At 48.2% G+C, this 17,542-nt stretch carries 15 protein-coding genes; 14 read left to right on the top strand and 1 reads right to left on the bottom strand.

All coding sequences use genetic code 11. From position 1 onward, the window contains the following. The 3 genes from ABEB26_RS25855 to ABEB26_RS25845 all read left to right on the top strand — a co-directional run. The coding region (locus tag ABEB26_RS25855; protein ID WP_345724980.1) for a hypothetical protein at nucleotides 1-1,590 on the top strand (1,590 nt) is incomplete at its 5' end. A gap of 651 nt (nucleotides 1,591-2,241) precedes the next feature. Further along, nucleotides 2,242-2,874, top strand: coding sequence for a hypothetical protein (locus tag ABEB26_RS25850; protein ID WP_345724979.1), 633 nt, complete (start codon nucleotides 2,242-2,244; stop codon nucleotides 2,872-2,874). Continuing rightward, a complete protein-coding gene (locus tag ABEB26_RS25845; RefSeq protein ID WP_345724978.1) occupies nucleotides 2,871-3,179 on the top strand; it encodes a hypothetical protein in 309 nt (102 codons plus the stop codon). The genes ABEB26_RS25850 and ABEB26_RS25845 overlap by 4 nt, the downstream gene beginning before the upstream one ends. 7 nt (nucleotides 3,180-3,186) lie before the next feature. Here ABEB26_RS25845 and ABEB26_RS25840 read toward each other — a convergent pair. Then, a protein-coding gene (locus ABEB26_RS25840; protein WP_486348335.1) for an IS3 family transposase occupies nucleotides 3,187-4,616 on the bottom strand; the annotation gives its coding sequence in 2 pieces (ribosomal slippage) (nucleotides 3,187-4,253 and nucleotides 4,253-4,616; 1,431 coding nt in all). Between the two features lie 94 nt (nucleotides 4,617-4,710). Between ABEB26_RS25840 and ABEB26_RS25835 the strand changes: the two genes are divergently transcribed. The 11 genes from ABEB26_RS25835 to ABEB26_RS25785 all read left to right on the top strand — a co-directional run. After that, nucleotides 4,711-6,294, top strand: coding sequence for a type IV secretory system conjugative DNA transfer family protein (locus ABEB26_RS25835; RefSeq protein ID WP_345724976.1), 1,584 nt, complete (start codon nucleotides 4,711-4,713; stop codon nucleotides 6,292-6,294). Nucleotides 6,295-6,310: 16 nt separating this feature from the next. Then, nucleotides 6,311-7,174, top strand: a complete 864-nt coding sequence (locus ABEB26_RS25830; protein WP_345724975.1) for a M48 family metalloprotease — start codon at nucleotides 6,311-6,313, stop codon at nucleotides 7,172-7,174. A 208-nt stretch (nucleotides 7,175-7,382) separates the two neighbouring features. Beyond that, nucleotides 7,383-7,613: a hypothetical protein gene (locus tag ABEB26_RS25825; RefSeq protein ID WP_345724974.1), complete on the top strand. Its 231-nt coding sequence runs from the start codon at nucleotides 7,383-7,385 to the stop codon at nucleotides 7,611-7,613. A 420-nt stretch (nucleotides 7,614-8,033) separates the two neighbouring features. Beyond that, nucleotides 8,034-9,896, top strand: a complete 1,863-nt coding sequence (locus tag ABEB26_RS25820; RefSeq protein WP_345724973.1) for a DNA cytosine methyltransferase — start codon at nucleotides 8,034-8,036, stop codon at nucleotides 9,894-9,896. Then, the gene (locus ABEB26_RS25815; protein WP_345724972.1) at nucleotides 9,896-11,098 is read left to right on the top strand and encodes a hypothetical protein; all 1,203 of its coding nucleotides are present in this window, start codon (nucleotides 9,896-9,898) and stop codon (nucleotides 11,096-11,098) included. The genes ABEB26_RS25820 and ABEB26_RS25815 overlap by 1 nt, the downstream gene beginning before the upstream one ends. Before the next feature lie 1,071 nt (nucleotides 11,099-12,169). After that, nucleotides 12,170-12,958 (top strand): ceramidase domain-containing protein, encoded by a 789-nt coding sequence (locus ABEB26_RS25810; protein WP_345724971.1) that lies wholly within the window; start codon nucleotides 12,170-12,172, stop codon nucleotides 12,956-12,958. A gap of 29 nt (nucleotides 12,959-12,987) precedes the next feature. Further along, nucleotides 12,988-14,106, top strand: a complete 1,119-nt coding sequence (locus tag ABEB26_RS25805; RefSeq protein WP_345724970.1) for a hypothetical protein — start codon at nucleotides 12,988-12,990, stop codon at nucleotides 14,104-14,106. A gap of 348 nt (nucleotides 14,107-14,454) precedes the next feature. After that, nucleotides 14,455-14,754 carry a helix-turn-helix domain-containing protein gene (locus tag ABEB26_RS25800; RefSeq protein WP_345724969.1) on the top strand — a complete coding sequence of 100 codons (300 nt, stop codon included), beginning with the start codon at nucleotides 14,455-14,457 and terminating at the stop codon, nucleotides 14,752-14,754. Nucleotides 14,755-14,870: 116 nt separating this feature from the next. Continuing rightward, entirely contained in the window at nucleotides 14,871-15,455 is a 585-nt protein-coding gene (locus ABEB26_RS25795; RefSeq protein WP_345724968.1) for a hypothetical protein, read from the top strand. Nucleotides 15,456-15,718: 263 nt separating this feature from the next. Continuing rightward, on the top strand, nucleotides 15,719-16,927 hold the full coding sequence (locus ABEB26_RS25790; protein WP_345724967.1) for an FtsK/SpoIIIE domain-containing protein: 1,209 nt from the start codon (nucleotides 15,719-15,721) through the stop codon (nucleotides 16,925-16,927). A 233-nt stretch (nucleotides 16,928-17,160) separates the two neighbouring features. Continuing rightward, nucleotides 17,161-17,542: hypothetical protein (locus ABEB26_RS25785; protein WP_345724966.1), on the top strand; the 382-nt coding region annotated here is incomplete at its 3' end.

The raw sequence follows: 17,542 nt of genomic DNA, 5'->3' as shown, positions 1-17,542 counted from the left end.
GGGATTGAAGCCGCCCAAGCCGCTGTTAACGCCCTTGCAGCAAAGGGAATCAATAGTTTTGCTATAGCCCGCCGCAGCATCGAGAGCGACGGCAGCGAGCGCCATAACGGCAGCCATTTATTTATCCCACTGGATAGCCCGATCAGCACCACCGCCGCCCGCCGAACGCTTGCCGCGCTGCTTAAGCACACGGGCTACAGTACCAGTGAAATCCTTGGCAAGTCGATGTTTCCCTTTGGCCACCACCGCCGCACCCCCCACGGCCACGCCTACGGGACGCTCATACAGGCCAACCAGCCACCGCACCCACTCGCCAGCCCCGACCATGGCTTAGAGCTTTTGGCCGCAGCGGACTACGAACCAACCAGTGCCACCATATTCAGCCACCATACCCCCGCCGAGACGCGACAGGATGCGCCACAGGCCACCCAATCACGCCGCAGCGCCCCAATCAGCACCGGATCGCATCAGGACGTTGTACGGACATTCAACGAAACCTACGGCGTGCATGAAGTGTTCAATTGGGCAGGTTATCGGCGGCGAGGATGCCGGAATTATCATTGCTCATGTGGAAACCACCACAACGGCGACAAAACTGCCAGTATTGGGGTTGATCGCGAGGGCAAGCATGCCTATTTCAATGCGCCAGCCTGCCAGTATCACAACCAAGGCCGACCCTACACCGCGTTTAGCCTCTTTCAGACCATCCAGCACGGCGGAAACTACCACGAGGCCATCAACGCCGCGCGGGGCGTACTCAATATGCGCTACGAGCCGCCCCAGCCCGCCGCAATCGTGCCCGAATTGGAAAAACCTTCAAACCCTTTAATAGAGACTATTAAAGAAGAAAAAACAGCAATCGTGCAGGTTGACGTAACAGACACCACAAAACCTTTTTTCTTTAATAGTGATCTCAACCCCGCCCCGTTTGAACCCGTGCGTTTGACTGCCGAGGAGCTGAGTGCAGCCCGCAGCGCCTATGATCGGGGAGCGTTGCGGCACTGGTGCAGCGCAAACCACTATGACTTTAATATCATTTTTGACCTTGTATGGGCAGCGGAACGGGAGATCGCCCAAACCCAACGCTTTGATTTTTGGGAATGGTTGTACAAGCAGCTTGGGGATGCCATGCCGTCTGATCTTTTTTGGCAGTGTGGCATACTCGCCCCGCCAAGCTGGTGGACACCCGCAAGCAACCTAGCGGATGTGTTGACAGCGCTTGGAACAACGATCCAGCCAGTCAACCAGCCAGCCAACCATCCAACCATCCAACCGACAACCCCATTCATTGGCCAATCATCGAGTGAGCCACTTGGCCAAGTGAGTATTGAATCCTTGCGGTTTGTTCGCCCACGCAAAGCGATCCGCACCGCTGCCGATTTGGCCGAAACCCCGCATGATTTGGCGGCAGCTCGCCAGGCATTAACCGACCTGCGCCGTCAAGCATTCGCGGCAAAAAACAGCGGTCGCTTGTGGCAGGAGTACAAGCGAGCGAAGGAGCGTTTAGCCGAATTAGAGCAGCGAGCCGCGACCAATTCGACCCCGCAGCCGTCAACCCGCCGCGATAAACTCCTCGCAAGAACCTTATAGAATATGCTATGATAGTCTCGCGGTAACTTGATAGGGGTTTTGTGATGGGTTTAATTGGCATGTGCGTATGTATTCGCGATATTTTTGCTACAACCCAACCGTTTGAATATCCCTTGGTAAAGGGCTAAAGCCCCGCTGCGCTATCGCTTGCGCCAAGGGATATTCAAACGGTATGCGCCCCTGGTGGCGCACGGCACGGCTACGCCGCGCCCGCTTACTCCGAACCCCAACGAACGACCCTGCCTATTTTTTCATCACTTCGTGATATGGGCTACGCCCACCCTACGGGAAAAAATACACGGCTTAACGGGATCGTTCTTATGGGCAGCGCAACCCTACGGGCTGTCTGACGACAGGTCACTTCGTGACTTGCTTGGTTGCTGTGGTGCAGTAGCTCCTCGCAACGTTGGAGCAAGCGGGCGCGGCGACGTGGCACGAAATCCATGGGGCAGGGCAGTTAATCGGGTGTGGTGGAGACCGCCAGATCGTGCCATAACGGGGGCCACTTACGCCTTTGCCGTGCGCCCAGAATACGGATGCGCTACGCGCTATTTTCTTTAATAGGGTGATCCCCCGACGCGCGGAGGACACCACGAAAGGAGTTTCATGCCGCGCAGTGATGCAGGGACGATCCGCGCGACCGAGCGAGACATGCAGCTCTTGCGATGGATTGCGGAACAATACGCGATCCCGATCGATCAATTAGCGGAGTTGATCGGCGCGACCGAGCATGCCGCACGACGGTTAATGCAGCGATGGAAGAAAGCAGGATGGGCCGAGGGTCGGGTGCTGATTGTGCGGGAGCGGCCACTGGTATGGGTGACACGGCGCGGATTAGACGACATGGGGATCGACTATCGGCCATGGGAGCCAACGCTGGCAAAAATTGAGCATATCCGCGCAGTTAATGCCGTGCGCTTGTCGTTGGAGGCGAGCCGCCCCAATGGCATATGGACAAGCGAGCGGCAGTTATTGAAGGAGCAAGCGCAGCGGCAGCGAGCGGCCCGCGAGAAGGGACTAGAGCCGCCGAAGGCGCACCATTTAGCGGATGGGTTATGGCAGATTGCCGCCGATGCAGTGCCAACCGCCGTCGAGGTCGAACGGAGCTACAAGGGAACCGAGCGTACAACCCAAATCATGTTGCACCTGGTCCACACGCAAAAGCTGAAAGTTGCCTACTTTACGACCCCGACGATCAAGCCGCATTTAGAGGCGATTGTGAGCAGCCGCGCCGATTTAGCGGCGCATATTCGGATTTATGACATACCACGAGGTGAGCAATGAGTGAAAAAACCGAGGGACGAACAGACGGCGTAGGTGGGTTGATTTTTGGATTCTTTGCAGCCGCCGTTGTACTAGCCTTTTTTGCCCTACCCGCCGCCGTACTGATGTTGGGATGTATCAAGCTTGTGAAGGAGCGGAAAGCCTTAGCAGGGAGCTTGGCGTTAATCGGGCTTGCGTTGTTTGTCTTGGTATATGTGGAGCCGTTTAAAGCGGAATTTAAGGCATTTGATCGGCATCGCCGGATGAAAGCACGGAATGTGTCAAGCACGGTGAAACAGATGACAACGGAGCAAACGGACTATTAAAGAAGGATTATTCGCGCAATGCCACCGCGATCGACGGATCACTTGGCCCGACTGGGCGGTTAATCCACACGGCTTCCGGAACACGCGGTGGGCGCGGTGTTCCCCGCACAAAGCGTTCGGGGTGGGCCGCATAGGCCGTCGCCAGCACCTGCTGCCGCGCCGTCGTCATCGCGTTGGCCTGCCCACGATGCACCACCGCTGGCGGCAGCAAGCCAATCCCGCTGTGACAGTGCTCGTGGTTGTACCACTGCACAAACGCCCGCATCCACGCCCGCGCATCCATGAGACTCCCAAACCGATCCGGAAAATCAGGCCGATATTTGGTGGTCTTGAACTGGGCTTCCGAGTACGGGTTGTCGTTCGAGACGTGTGGTCGGCTATGGGTTTTGGTCACCCCCAAATCGGCCAATAATTGGGCCACGGGTTTGGCGGTCATGGCACTGCCATTGTCGGCGTGCAGCGTGAGTTGGTTCGGCTGAATGCCCTCACGGTGATACGTGTCGGCGATACACTGCTCGGCCAAGACCGCCGATTCGCGCTCCATCACCATCCAGCCCACAATGCAGCGGCTGAAGACATCCAGAATCACATACGCATAGAAGTATGACCAGGTGGTTGGGCCTTTGAACTTGGTGATATCCCAACTCCAGAGCTGGTTTGGCTTCGTGGCCAACAATTCCGGCGCGGCATAGGTCGGGTGGCGCAGTTGGTTGCGGCGTTCCCGGACTTCGCGATGGGCGGCCAGAATCCGGTACATTGTGCGCCAATGGCACAGATAGGTTCCCTCGTCGAGCAAGGTGGCGTAAATCTGGCGTGGCGTGCAGTCGGCAAAGCGATCACTGTTGAGCACCGCGCGAATGTGGGCGACCTCATTGGGCATGAGCGCACGCGCAGGACGACGACGCGGAACCGCTGTGGGAGCGGGCTGGGCAGCTCGATAGACGGCGCTGCGCGGGACACCGAGTGCCCGACAGGCGGCGGCAATGCCCATGGTCGGAGCCAGATCGGCCACCGCCGTGATTAATCCTGTGCGTCGGTCGGCGGCGCTGGGAGCGTGATCCCCAACAGGGTTGCAAGCTTTTTTTGAACATCGATGATCACCTCGGCTTGGGCCAGTTTGGCCTGGAGCCGCTGATTTTCGCGGCGGAGGCGGGCGAGTTCGGCGGTCTGGCGCTGGGCTTCGGGCGTGGGTGCGGCTTTGCGTTTGGGGGTGAGTGCGGCCAGTTCGCCCTCGGCCCGTTGTCGTCGCCAGCGAGCGAGGTGCGAGGAGTAAATCCCCTCGCGGCGCATCAAGGCACCAAGTTCGCCGGGGGCGCACGCATCGGCAGCGGCCAGAATGCGCAGGCGGTCGCGGGCACTCCAGTGGGTGCGGGCAGCTTTGGGCCGCACTTCGGGGTCATGGGTGGTCTCGTCGGACGTTGGTTTTTTGCTGGCCATGGGAACTCCTTGCGGCCCTCGACTTAAGATCATAATCCCAGATCTGTCTCACTCATGTTAGCACAGAGGGGCATGGTCGTATACGTGGGATCATGTGCTGGCATTTTGGGGTTTCACATGGCCACTTGCGCCCGCTGCGGCGATTATGTGGGACGTTGTTCGGCCTAAGAGTATTCAGGAGAAGCTCGACGAGGCCGAGCAGGCCCAAGCTGACAAAGTGGCAGCACAGGAGCGGAAACTGTGGAAAGGTGCCGAGAAGGCGCTGAAAAAAGGTGTTGACAATGCTGCTTTAGGCGCGATTGTGAGTATGGGAACCGAGCCAGCCGACTTTGAGCGCAAAGGCCAAAAGCTCTACCTTCGCACAGGAGCGAGCAGCGCGAATTTGCATGGGTTGGTGCTTGGGGGGAGTGGTGCAGGCAAAACCGAAACCTTGAAACGGTTAGCGGCGATTTTTGCTAGCCAAACCGACTATGACATCTTTTTCATCGACCCCAAGCCGACCGCCGATCTGAAATTTTATTTTGCCGGATTAATGGCCGAGTATGGCCGAACCTGCAAAATGTACCCCGATAGCCCCTTTAATGGCTTTCGTGGTGATGCCCGCAGCGTGCATAATCGGCTCTTGACGATTCCCGTGCTTGGCACCGAGGGAGCCAGCGCCTACTACGCCGAGCTAACCGAAGAATATGTATGGTTAGGGATGAATGCGGGTGATGGCTTGCCGCGCACGTTCGACGAAGTAGCGCAGCGCCTCGATTATGACTATTTATTGCAGTATTACGCCAACGATCCCACCAGCTTGCAATCCATCCAGCGCATCAAGCGACAGGATGCCAATAGCGTGGTGATGCGCTTTAACAACGTGGCACGGAAATTTAGCACGATTAGCGGTGCAGGCTGGGCGTTTGAGGATGTCCGCGCGGCCTACTTTGGCCTACCCGTGCTTGAGGCCAGCCGCGATGTTGATGCTATCGCCCGCTTTTTGATCGAGGATTTAAAGCACTATTTTGCGACGCGCAAGCAGCGCAACCGCCGTACTGTGGTGTTTTTCGATGAGTTTAGCGCGTTTGGCTCGGAAAACGTGGTGAATCTCATGGAGCTGGTCCGATCGCACGGGGGGATTGTGATTCTTGCGTCGCAAACGACCGCCGCGTTAGGGGATGATCGACTCCAGAAGCGGATTTTAGGCAATGTGACAATTTATCTCCAGCGGATGAATGATCCGCGCGAGGTGGCCGCGTTGGGGGGGATGCAGCCCGTGCTCGATGTCAGCCGCCACATGGATACCAAACCGAACCCCAACGGGATCGCGCGGTATGTTGATAAATCGGTGATTGACCCCACCAAAGTAGCCCAGTTGCCGCTTGGAGGAGCCTACATTATCAATCGTGGCCGTGTTGCTCATATCAAGGTGCAGCAAGCGCCAGTGCTCGATTGGAACAAGATCGGCACAACCCACCTTGATTTAGCGCTGCAATGGATGAGCGCGAACAACCCCAACGCGCCTGTGCTGGTTCGGCGTGCTAGCCCTGCTGTTCCCCACGCCGCCGCCGCAGCTCGCCCGCTTGCGCCAGCACGGACGGAGCCAACGCCAGCGCTTGCCCATGGAGCGCCTACGAAGGCCGCTACGCCCAGCAATGCCCCAAACCAAGCCGATGGAGCGGATGACTTTATTTAGGGAGAGAGGAGCCAGCATGCCCCGCTTTATGGGTTATCTGTTCTATGGTGTGACCGTCGCGATTGAAACCGCCAGCGCATGGGTGCGTTGGCGGGTGATGTTTGCCTGTTTTAGCCTCGTGTTGAGCGACCCAACCAGCCATTGGTTAGCGCTCATTGTTGGCTATGGCCCGCTGATGTGGTCAGTGTTGAATGTGGTAGGTTTGCCCGGTGGCGGTTTTGCGACCCGCCGCCAGCTTGGCGCACGTATCCTGAGCCAGCGCGAACGGGATGCGCTTAATCAAGCGCTTGCCCAGTTGCCGTCCACCACCAACGCCCCAAAATGGGTGTATGCCCTTGATGTTCCCGTGCCAAGCGCGTTTGTCATTGGCCAAACGTTGTATCTTGCCCATAATCTCTTTGCAAGCCCGTACCTAGCGGCGATTGTTGGCCACGAGCTAGGCCACCTCAACAGCAGCGATGGCAGGTTTGTTTTAGGCTTAAATCGGCTGGTTGTCCCCCTGTTTCGGGCATTTTCGTATGGCCTTGCAGGCGAGATATACAGCGCCGATCCGCTGGTTGCCAGTCACGCCCGCAAGCAAGCCGGATGTATCCGCTCATGGTTGATTCTGCTCTTGTCGTTTATGGGCGGTGGGGTTGGTATTTGGGCAATGACCCCGCTGTGGGTGCGGTATTGGCGGGCGCGGGAGTACGATGCAGATCGCTACGCCGCCCAGCTTGGCCAAGCCGATGTATTAGCGGAATTTTTGGAGGTATACGCCCAACCGTTTGATATGGCAATTCCCTATTTTCATGGGATGGTTCACCCCTATACGGAATTGCGGATTGATCGGCTGTTGACCTATCAGGAGCATGGGTACGGCGCAAGCTATCCCCATTGATTGACGAGCCATGGCCATACTGCTATGATGATCACGCAATGTACATGATGTTACAACGCGGCTAGGGTCTAGTCCACCCCAGCCGCGCCAATTGCACCAGTGTTCGAGGCACTGGTGCAGGCCGATCATAGCACATCCCCGCAACATGCCTGCACCATGCCGCTAATCGCGGCGTTTTGTTCTTAACAAGCGCTGCAAGGAGCTATTCATGGTCACTACGCACGCCGCCGAGCTGGCCCCACCAGTGGTACAAACCGAAGCGAAGCATGTTGTTGGCAACACGGCAGTGTATTTGGAGTTATATCCCTTCCTGATTGACTTAATGAACATTCTGCTTGAGAAAGATCCGACGCATTATGTGATTGATCTCATGCTCAATATTCCTGATGAGCTGCTGCGTGAATCGGGCTTCTATGCCCGCATCTTCAAGCGCTACTAGCCCGTATTGGGGGAAACACTTCCCTTTTGGCTTTCCAAAAGGAACGTTTCCCCCAAACCCCCTTCCCCACAAAAGAAAAAAACCATCCCCTCGACGAATCCGCCCAATGCCCGTATTGCTACGACACCAACCCACTCTACAATCGGTATGCTTTTTTATTCCACCATCGAGCAAGATACTGGACTTAATTGCAAAATCCCTGCCAAGTCAGCTGCATTACGTGGCTTAGTAACCCTTTTTGTGATCCACCATGGTGCGATTATTCAAGTATAGTTAAGTGATATTGTAAAAAACGTAGCATGCCTTCTATGATTTGTATATGGTGATTGTTCCGCTATGCCCCTGTTGTGCGCTGTACTCGCCGTCTTGAATAATGTATATAATGCTAGCCTTGCTGGCAAATAGTGGTGGATTGGAATAATGATAAATAGCGTTAACCCTATTCGAACGATTTCTCTTTTTTCTGGTGGCGGCGGATTAGATATTGGATTTCACCGTGCTGGTTTTCATATATTGGCATGTGTTGAGATTGATAATCTTGCCTGTAAGACATTGGAAAAAAATATTGGCCAATATTTTGAGAGGGATTGTAAAATTATCAACCAAGATATCACAAAAATTAATCCTTTGGATATTACTCGAGAACCTGTAGATTTTATTATTGGAGGCCCCCCATGCCAAAGCTTTTCCGCAATTGGTAGAAGGGCAGGAGGAGCAGCAGGAACCTATGATGAGCGTGGTGAACTCTTTGAGCACTATTGTCGTTTGGTTAGCTATTTTAAACCACATGGGTTTTTATTTGAAAATGTCCGAGGTATTTTAAGCTCTCATAAGGGCGAAGATTGGAGACGAATTACTTCTGCATTTCGAGATATTGGATATAATATTTCATATCGTGTATTGGATACCGCAGATTATGGTGTTCCTCAACATAGGGAACGTTTGATAATGGTTGGTACTCGCGAGGGAAACAACGGGATAAAATTCCCTAGGCCAACACATGGCCCTGATGCGGCAGTTGGCGCTCCTCATGTTACAGCGCTGGAGGCTATACTTGATCTCCAAGCAATACAACAGCCCGAGCTGAAATTTGAAGGTAAGTATTCAAACTTACTTAAGGAAGTTCCTCCTGGGAGTAACTATCTTCATTTCACCAAAGAGATGGGTCATCCGACTCCTTCATTTGCATGGAGATCGCGATTTTCAGACTTTCTTTATAAGGCTGATCCATCGAAACCCGTAAGAACGATTGTTGCTAAATTAGGGGCTTATTCAGGCCCTTTCCATTGGGAGAATCGTAAATTTACGGTGGATGAGTTCAAAAGACTCCAATCATTTCCAGACGATTACGAATTTGTGGGAGGAACTGGGTCGATTTTGAAACAAATTGGCAATTCTGTTCCCCCTATATTTGCTGAGCGTTTAGCCGAGGCTGTAAAGCAACAAATTTTTGGATTCAATTTGGGTATAGATTTAATTGATGAACAGGAAGAATTATCGTTTGATAGTCGAAAATCACGGAAGGCCCGGGCAACTAGATCTAAACGATTAATATCTGCCCCCGTAGGCCAATCAAGTTTATTTAGTTTTGATGATGTATATCCTAGTATCAATATATCTAATACTCATTATTTTCATTATTTATCAAATAAGCAAAGATTTAAATATGATTATCAAGTTAATATAGATAAAGGCTGTTTGTATCGTATTTCTGAGGATAGAAAAGATAATACATATAATATTAACATTTTTGAGATTAAAAATGGAGTTGTTAGTGTAAATCATCAAGTTCAATACATATTATCTTTTTATGAGCATATCGGTAATGGCATAAACAAAATTGAGTGTAATCTATATTGTGATTCAGATCAAGGTATACCCGTTATGTGGGATTCCATCGAGGATGTTATTAATTTGTGCTCTAGTTATCAAACCATGATGGATGTGTATGGACATTTTACCGAACCTTATCCAAGTTTTTCTTTAGAAATGAATATAACAACAACAAAACCTTCTTTTTTTATTAACTTTGCAAAGAAGTTTAGTGTATTTGATTCCTGTTCTAAGTTGCTACCTATATCTGCATTATCTGATATTCCAGGCTTTTATGAATTAAATATTAGTAATCCTATTGATGTTATTCAGGAGTTACGTCTTCTTCGTTTTGATGTACGTGTCAATCAGACTAATATTAATATCCCTAAAGGATACTTTCGTTGTTGCTACCCATTTACTATAAATATTAATAAACAGGTTTCTGTTTCTTGGAAGGAGTCTATTTAATGGATAACCAATATCAAATACATTTTGCAAAAGCTATTCAAAAAGCCGAAATCATATATAATTCCGAAAAACCCGATGATGAAATAAAATATCATTTAGATAATAATAAATCTTTACATCACAAATTGAAGGACAATATAAATGGATTAATTATAGAAACACAAAAGACGATAAAAGATGGAGTTGAAACTATAATTAATAACCTTAATAAAAGCAAATATATTTACAGTATTTTACTCACAGGTTTATTCCAAAAACTTATTAATCCTAAACAAGATATTCGAATGGCACAGGAAAAACTTGTTGGTGGTTATTCTAATAGATCGGTTGATCAAATTCATATAACGCCCCTTCTAAAAAAATATAACTTTACCCATTGTGCGACAAGTGGAATGGAAAGCGGTAGGAACTGGGAAAGGCCTGAGCCGCACACGTTTGGTCATAGTGCTAATAGCAGGGGGAAGGGAACAAAAGAATCGTATCTTGGAATTATACATGCCGTACAAGAAGAAGGCATTGATCCATTCCCCATTATCGTTCTCCTTTTGGCACTCGACAGGCTAAATAGAAAAGTGCCAGTATTTGAATATAATCAACCGCAAGGACTCACGATTGAAGAAATATGGCAAGCAGTATTGAGATATCACAAGGATGCAATTGGCAACGGACGATCCCGTTTACCAGTACTAGCCATCTACGCCATTTATAAGGCTCTTATGCCACAAGTTACACGTTATACAGGGATGATTCTGCGGTCTCCCAATAGACATACAGGAAATGATAAAAAGGGATGGATAGGTGATATTCAAGTTGACAGGGAAGATGGAACACCTTACGAAGCTGTCGAAGTAAAGTCAGGACATCAAATTACGCCATCAATGTTGCGTGAGCTGACACGCAAGTTTGGAGGACAAAATGTTGACCGATATTATATTTTATCGACTGAGGATCAATACATCGCCCTCGAAAATCATTCTGAAATCCAAGAGGTGTGTGATGAAATTCGAACCCAAACAGGATGCCAAGTTATCCCAAATGGATTAAATCGTACACTATGGTATTACCTTCGGCTCTTAGAAAATCCAGATATATTTATAGAATATTATACCCAGCAGATAAACGAAGATATTGACGTTCAGATGCATCATCGTATGCTTTGGGCGCAAATTTTATCCGAAATGAATATTGGAGATCCTCAATAATTTTATTGAGCAAGATGCTGGAATTAATTGCAACACACACGACAAGCCATCTGCATTGTGCGGCTTAGTGACCCTTTTTGTGATACACCATAGCCCGATCAGCCACGAGCAATTAAGCTGTATTACAAAAAGGGTTGGTGATTCAGCCCGTGCATGGCACATTTAAGCAAGCGCAGCGGGTCGAGCAGGATACAGCAGGCCAGCAAGATCGGCTTGACGTGGAGCATTGGCCAAGCAGATCAGCACCGCTATACACGCCGTGGGAGCCACATCAGCCGCCACGGCGTGCGCTTATTCCAGCATCGAGCAAGATACTGGAATTAAATAAAAATAGGAGCTGGTGGGCAGCGCCGAACACTTGACGCGCATGAGATGATAGCGATGTGGACACAACCAGCCAAGCCAATGAATCAAGTTGACCATAATAATGCTGGTAATGCTTTCGTTGCAACTAATGGCACGACATCCCGCCAGCAGGCCACTACAGGAGCAGGCTTGGTACAAAAAGTGGACACACAAGGGTTAGAACCAGCGCCCCGACCGACAGGGGATTAAAACACTAAGGACTTTTGATTTTTTGCTGCTTCTTGGCGTACAGTTAGAACCAGCGCCCCGACCGACAGGGGATTAAAACATTCCGCTTTTAACGCCGCAATTGGCGCATTCGCGTTAGACCCAGCGCCCCGACTAGCAGGGGATTAAAACGCGGCTTCGGTGAGCAGCAGCGCCAGCCCCCGGACAATATTAGACCCAGTGCCCCGACCGACAGGGGATTAATGCCCATAAAAACCGAAGGCCATGATTGATTCTTTGGGTAATCAATCATGGCCTTTGTATTGTTCCAGTATCTTGATAGATGGTGGACTTAATTGGGCGGCAGTGGGTCGTAGCGATCATGGCGGGGAGTTAGAGTACCGATATGGTATACAAGTCAGCCCCTACTGTTGACATTCCAAATGACTGGTTTTATAGTCAAATAAACGATAATCAATTGTTGGGCTATTTAGAGTAAACCCAACTTTCTTCCAATCATACTAATTGATATATGCAAATTTAATAGGAGTAAGTATAGTGTTTAAATTGAAATTTATTAAGTATCCATTGATTGCATTCTCTCTTTTCTGCCTTATGCTTGCCTTTATAAACACAATCGATTATACATGGAATGGATGGAAAAGCGCTACATGTTTTCCATCCAGTTGTTTCTGTGAATCGATTAGGGATAGCATTATTAGACAACCAGTCAATACTTGGTCGTCATTATCATTTGTTCTATCTGGATTGATAGTAATAAGATTCGGATTTACTGATAGATTAGAAAATAAAAATAAAAATTTTATTACTAAGTATATAGGATTTCCTATACTTTTCGGCATTGCACTAATTATTATTGGAATAGGTAGTACATTTTATCATGCATCACTAACATTTATAGGTCAATTTATGGATGTTTTTGGAATGTATTTGATAGCGACATTTATGATAATATATGTTATTTCGAGAAAAATAAACAAAATAAAAATAATGCTAATAGCATATGTTTTATCGAATATATTATTAGCATTGCTTCTTGTATTCATACCTGAATTAAGGAGGTACGCCTTTGCAATAATAATAGTAATAGGACTTGCTATGGAAACGCTATATATAAAAAAATCTGATTCATATATAAATACAAGATATATAAAGATTGCAATAACCTCTATGGCAATTGCATTTGCTATATGGATAACAGATATCACCAAGATAATATGTTCTCCATATAGCATATATCAAGGTCATGCAATATGGCATTTATTAGGAGCATTGTCATCATTGTACTTGTATTTATACTATAGATCGGAAGAAAGAAAAATGTAATGCTAAACAATAAAAAAAAGAGGAACAACATGACTTGGGTTATCTTTTGTACAATCATAACATATATAGCAACAATATATCCGATAATATATTCATTAAGGTATGTACATAAAACCAAGGGCATCATGCGTCTGTGGGGATATGCACCAAATCAATTCTTGTTTATGGTTATTGTTTTCCCCATAGTAACTTTTTTAACCTTCTTATCCCTAAGATATATTTTGATAAAATTAATTAGTATTATTCCATCAAATTATTCCTTAATCAGAATATACGATGAATGGATATTATCATTAATATTTGGCATAATAATTTCTGGGATAATTACAATTGCTGTATATACAACATCATCATTTAGTTTAGATAAACTAGAACCATTATATGCAACAAGAGCAATGAATGCAATAACATCTATTAACGAAGATATTAATCTGGTTGAAAAAGATAAAAGAGAATCGTATAGGGATAAAATAATAAACGATGCAAAGCAGAAAAGAAGAAATATAACTCTTCCAAATTCATTAAACAGCGCAGATATAGCACTGTGGGTAGAAAATTTAGAAGACGACGTATTTCTGCAAATAATTAGAGAACCAAAATCACCAATAAGACTTAGATTGGTAAATAATACTTTATATAACCTAACAGTAATACAAACATTTATAACTATTTTAGTATGTGTATATATATTATTCTCTGCGTTCCTTTGTATTCATGCTGCAAAAGAATTAAATTACGATGGAAAAAACCTACCCGAACTTACAGTAGCCATTGAATCTGTTTTTTATTCTCTAGTATTTATATCTCTATATCCCATTTTCTATAGGCAATATCGTACTGAACTAGAAGCAATTACAGGTAGCGGAACTACTGTTCTTCAAGATATAATTACAGGAATATTGATAACATCGCTTCTAATCTGGATAAAGTCTCTTGACCCTAGTAATCGTGAGCTAAATGCAGTTACAATAGTGAAATACATACCAGTTGCAGTTATTGGCTCAACAATGTTTTCAGGAATTATTGATCAAGATACAATGAAACAACTTATAGGCAGTGATTCAAGATTAGGAATACAAGTAATATTAATAGTAATATTTTTAATATTCTCGATTATACCTATTTATCATATATTATCGAGAAATTAAACTTATTGAGGAAATATAGGCACAAAACGACGCAAAATAGCATATGATATGTCCCATATCGTATGCTATTTTGCGTCGTTTTGTGCCTGAGGATTAACCCGGCTAGCCCCGAAAACGTGTATTGAACAGATGTTCGCCAGTATTCAGCCCTCTTTATGTTCGTTAAGACCCGCTGCTCGTGCCAAGATTGGCTATGAAAAACGGCTCCCCATATCTAATCATAGTTATCTATCAGATACCAAACTATACTCTAAAACCCTTAAGTTGTTACACAACCCAGCTAGACAATCCCTAAATTATGATCTATCATTGTATCATTGTATACGGATAGTTTTACAGAGAATAACCATGAACCTTATTGATCCAGATGAATTGCTGCTTGGTCCTGGCGCAGCAAAATATTTAGGCATATCAGAACGCCGTATTTTTGCGTTGCGTAAAGAAGGATCAATTGGGCGAAAAATAGCAGGATTTTGGATGTACACGAAAACCGAGCTAGACCATTACCGAGCCACCAGACAGGGCAAAGGCGGCAGGCCACGAAAGAAAGGAACAACCCATGATCAAACTCCAGATCACGGACAGAACACGGATCGAGGTAGTACAAATAACAATGAGACCAAGGGGGAAAATAGCAGCGAAGCTTAATTTAGAAGCTGGGGACTAGCTCAGAAAGCAACCTAGACTAGCCCCCAATCCGAACGGCACAAAGTACCGCCACATAGCCATTATACGGCATGTGGCAGGATGAAAGGAACACCCACATGAAAACGACCAATAAAGAGGTCAATACGACCCTATCGCTGGTCATGCAACCCGATCTCATCCCCATTGCCCAGCCGAGCCAGCCAGCCGAGGCCGAGCCAGCCACACAACCAGCCAAACGCGCCGCAACACCACGCAAAATCAATACCGATACCTATAACAAAATTGGGTATACTGTAGCCTTATTGGGAGCCGCAGCCAGCGCCATTTTGCTATGGCTCATTGGCGCAAACTATACCCTACAGGGCTTGCAGCTATTTGGCATCAACGCCAGAGGCATGGAATGGTGGGCACTGCCTATCGTTATTACTGCTATTGAGCTTTGGTTGATGCCCAAGCGTGGGAGCAAACCACTGATAATCATCTTCTTTATGATTATTCTTGCCTTTGATGTCCTTACCTCGTGGTATGGACTCAACCTTGATTTAGCAGGCCGAACCCTGCCATTAGCAACAGGGCTAACGCTCCCTAGTGACGGCATTCCCTTTCATGTCTTTATGATTGCACTCTCGCTTGCCTTTGCCTTTGTTCCTGAGAAATTAGCAAGAGTGGCGATCAAAGAGGCAGGAGCAACATGGCTATGATACAAACCATTGTCTTAATGATCGCGCTCCTATTTGGCGCAGCGGCCTACGTATTCCGGCTGAAAATGCAGATTAACCAGCTCCAAGCGCAGCTTATAACTGCGCGTGCTAGCATACCCACTGCACCACCCCCGCCAATCAATAAGAACATCCAGCTTGAGCCAATCGCGCTGGAAGGCGCAGGCCAAGCCCTAAAAGCACCCCCAACAACGATTCAAGCCACGCTTGATAACCTTAAGCAGGAGCCACCATATAGCATTCCGTTGGGATGGTACAAGGCTCATAACAAGGTTTTTTTACAAACAGGCCGATTGGTTGGGGACATAAACCACATTCTGATCAGCGGACAATCTGACGCAGGCAAAGACAACGCCGCCTTAAATATTTTGCTTAGTTTGGCCCTCACCCACACACCACAACAGGTCAATTTCGCCATTATTGACGGCAAAGGGTTAGATTGGATGGGATGGCAAGAGAAAGCCCATGCCTGGCATGTTGCCACCGATCCAGAACAGATCGGGGATGCGATGGCACGGCTTACCGCCGAACGCCAACGCCGCCGCGCGATTCTCGCAGAAGCCAAAGCAACGAAGTGGGATCACTACCAAGGTGGTGATCTCCCTATGCTGGTTGTCTTTATAAGCGAGCTATTGCTATTGGAAAATGCAGTAGGATCAAAAAATCTCACCTCATGGCTCAATGCAGAATTGACCGCCGCCCGCGCCTTCGGGATACGCTATATCATCGCCACCCAAAACGCCAGTAACTTCTCTACCCAATGGCGCAGCCAGATAAGCCTCTGTATGGCAGGGTTCCAGCCGCTCGATTCCAGCGATGCACCAAACACCACCATGACCGCGAAGGAATTAGCAGAGCGAAAACTGGTTGCACCGTCGAAGCTACCCAGCCCTAGCAACGGGGCAGGAGGGGTGTTTGTCCTCGTCCAATCGGGCGATGGCATCAATGTACGAACGTCGCTGATTAGCGATCAACACCGCGATTATTGCTTAAACCAACTACCAAATCTACCCAAAAACGATTTACACATTAAGCCAAAAATGAGTATTGATAATGACCACGAGGTCTTAGCAAATTTACTTAATATAGGGCTTGAAGCGGTTAACGCAGGTGCTACACCAACACCAAGCGCTACACTAAGTGCTACAGGGCGCTACACGGCATCACAAAGCCAAGAAAGCGCAGCGCTACAAAAAACCGCTACACGAAGCGCCGACCCATTTTTACCCTCAAATCATGATCGGCCAAGTGCTACAATCGCCTTGCCATTCGAGGATGAAATTATCCCATTTACCGAACAACGCCGGATTATTGAAGCCGCCCGAAGTGTAAGCAGTAGACGGCAGCTTTGCACCGAGCTATACAACACCACAGGGGGAGTGAAATTTACATGGGTGAAGAATGTTTGTGATGCTTTAGGGCTGTTACAAACAACGGCAACAGTAGGCAAATAACAAAGCGCTGGTAGGCGATTCGCAGTCGCCCACCAGCGCTTATGTTCCGAATAACCGACGCTCGATCAGCGCACCAAAAGCCTAGACAACTTTCGCGCTCATCGACCAACAGCAGCCCAATTATTCCGAAGCTATTACACAGGGAACATATTCGCGGAAATCCCATACGGACATCCCAAAACGCCAAGGAACAGCTATCAGAGAAGAATTAGACCAGCGAGGAAAATTATAGCATGCAATATGGCAAGATAGAAGCCAGCGCCCTCTATAGCGCGTTGGTTGCGGCACTCGTCTATAGCACCGACCTGTACCGCCAGCAACCACTCCACAGCACCAGCCGTTGGTTGCGCTTTGAAGCAGGCAGCAAAACCCAGCCCACCCCCGCACACTTTGCCGCCCACCTTGCAGGCAAACGCGGAGCGACCTATGCCGCCCTATTCAGCAACGGCGAACAGACCCAGCTCGTCACCGCCGACGACGATCATGGCGGGATTGAAGCCGCCCAAGCCGCTGTTAACGCCCTTGCAGCAAAGGGAATCAATAGTTTTGCTATAGCCCGCCGCAGCATCGAGAGCGACGGCAGCGAGCGCCATAACGGCAGCCATTTATTTATCC

The sequence above is a fragment of the Herpetosiphon gulosus genome (assembly GCF_039545135.1).
Taxonomy (GTDB): domain Bacteria; phylum Chloroflexota; class Chloroflexia; order Chloroflexales; family Herpetosiphonaceae; genus Herpetosiphon; species Herpetosiphon gulosus.
This window is presented reverse-complemented; position numbering and strand designations above follow the sequence as displayed.

Bases quoted from the DNA above. Each gene is read 5' to 3' on its own strand.
- ABEB26_RS25795 (WP_345724968.1), top strand. From the start codon at position 14,871: ATGAAAACGACCAATAAAGAGGTCAATACGACCCTATCGCTGGTCATG.
- ABEB26_RS25830 (WP_345724975.1), top strand. From the start codon at position 6,311: ATGCCCCGCTTTATGGGTTATCTGTTCTATGGTGTGACCGTCGCGATT.
- ABEB26_RS25815 (WP_345724972.1), top strand. From the start codon at position 9,896: ATGGATAACCAATATCAAATACATTTTGCAAAAGCTATTCAAAAAGCC.
- ABEB26_RS25850 (WP_345724979.1), top strand. From the start codon at position 2,242: ATGCAGCTCTTGCGATGGATTGCGGAACAATACGCGATCCCGATCGAT.
- ABEB26_RS25845 (WP_345724978.1), top strand. From the start codon at position 2,871: ATGAGTGAAAAAACCGAGGGACGAACAGACGGCGTAGGTGGGTTGATT.
- ABEB26_RS25805 (WP_345724970.1), top strand. From the start codon at position 12,988: ATGACTTGGGTTATCTTTTGTACAATCATAACATATATAGCAACAATA.
- ABEB26_RS25820 (WP_345724973.1), top strand. From the start codon at position 8,034: ATGATAAATAGCGTTAACCCTATTCGAACGATTTCTCTTTTTTCTGGT.
- ABEB26_RS25800 (WP_345724969.1), top strand. From the start codon at position 14,455: ATGAACCTTATTGATCCAGATGAATTGCTGCTTGGTCCTGGCGCAGCA.
- ABEB26_RS25825 (WP_345724974.1), top strand. From the start codon at position 7,383: ATGGTCACTACGCACGCCGCCGAGCTGGCCCCACCAGTGGTACAAACC.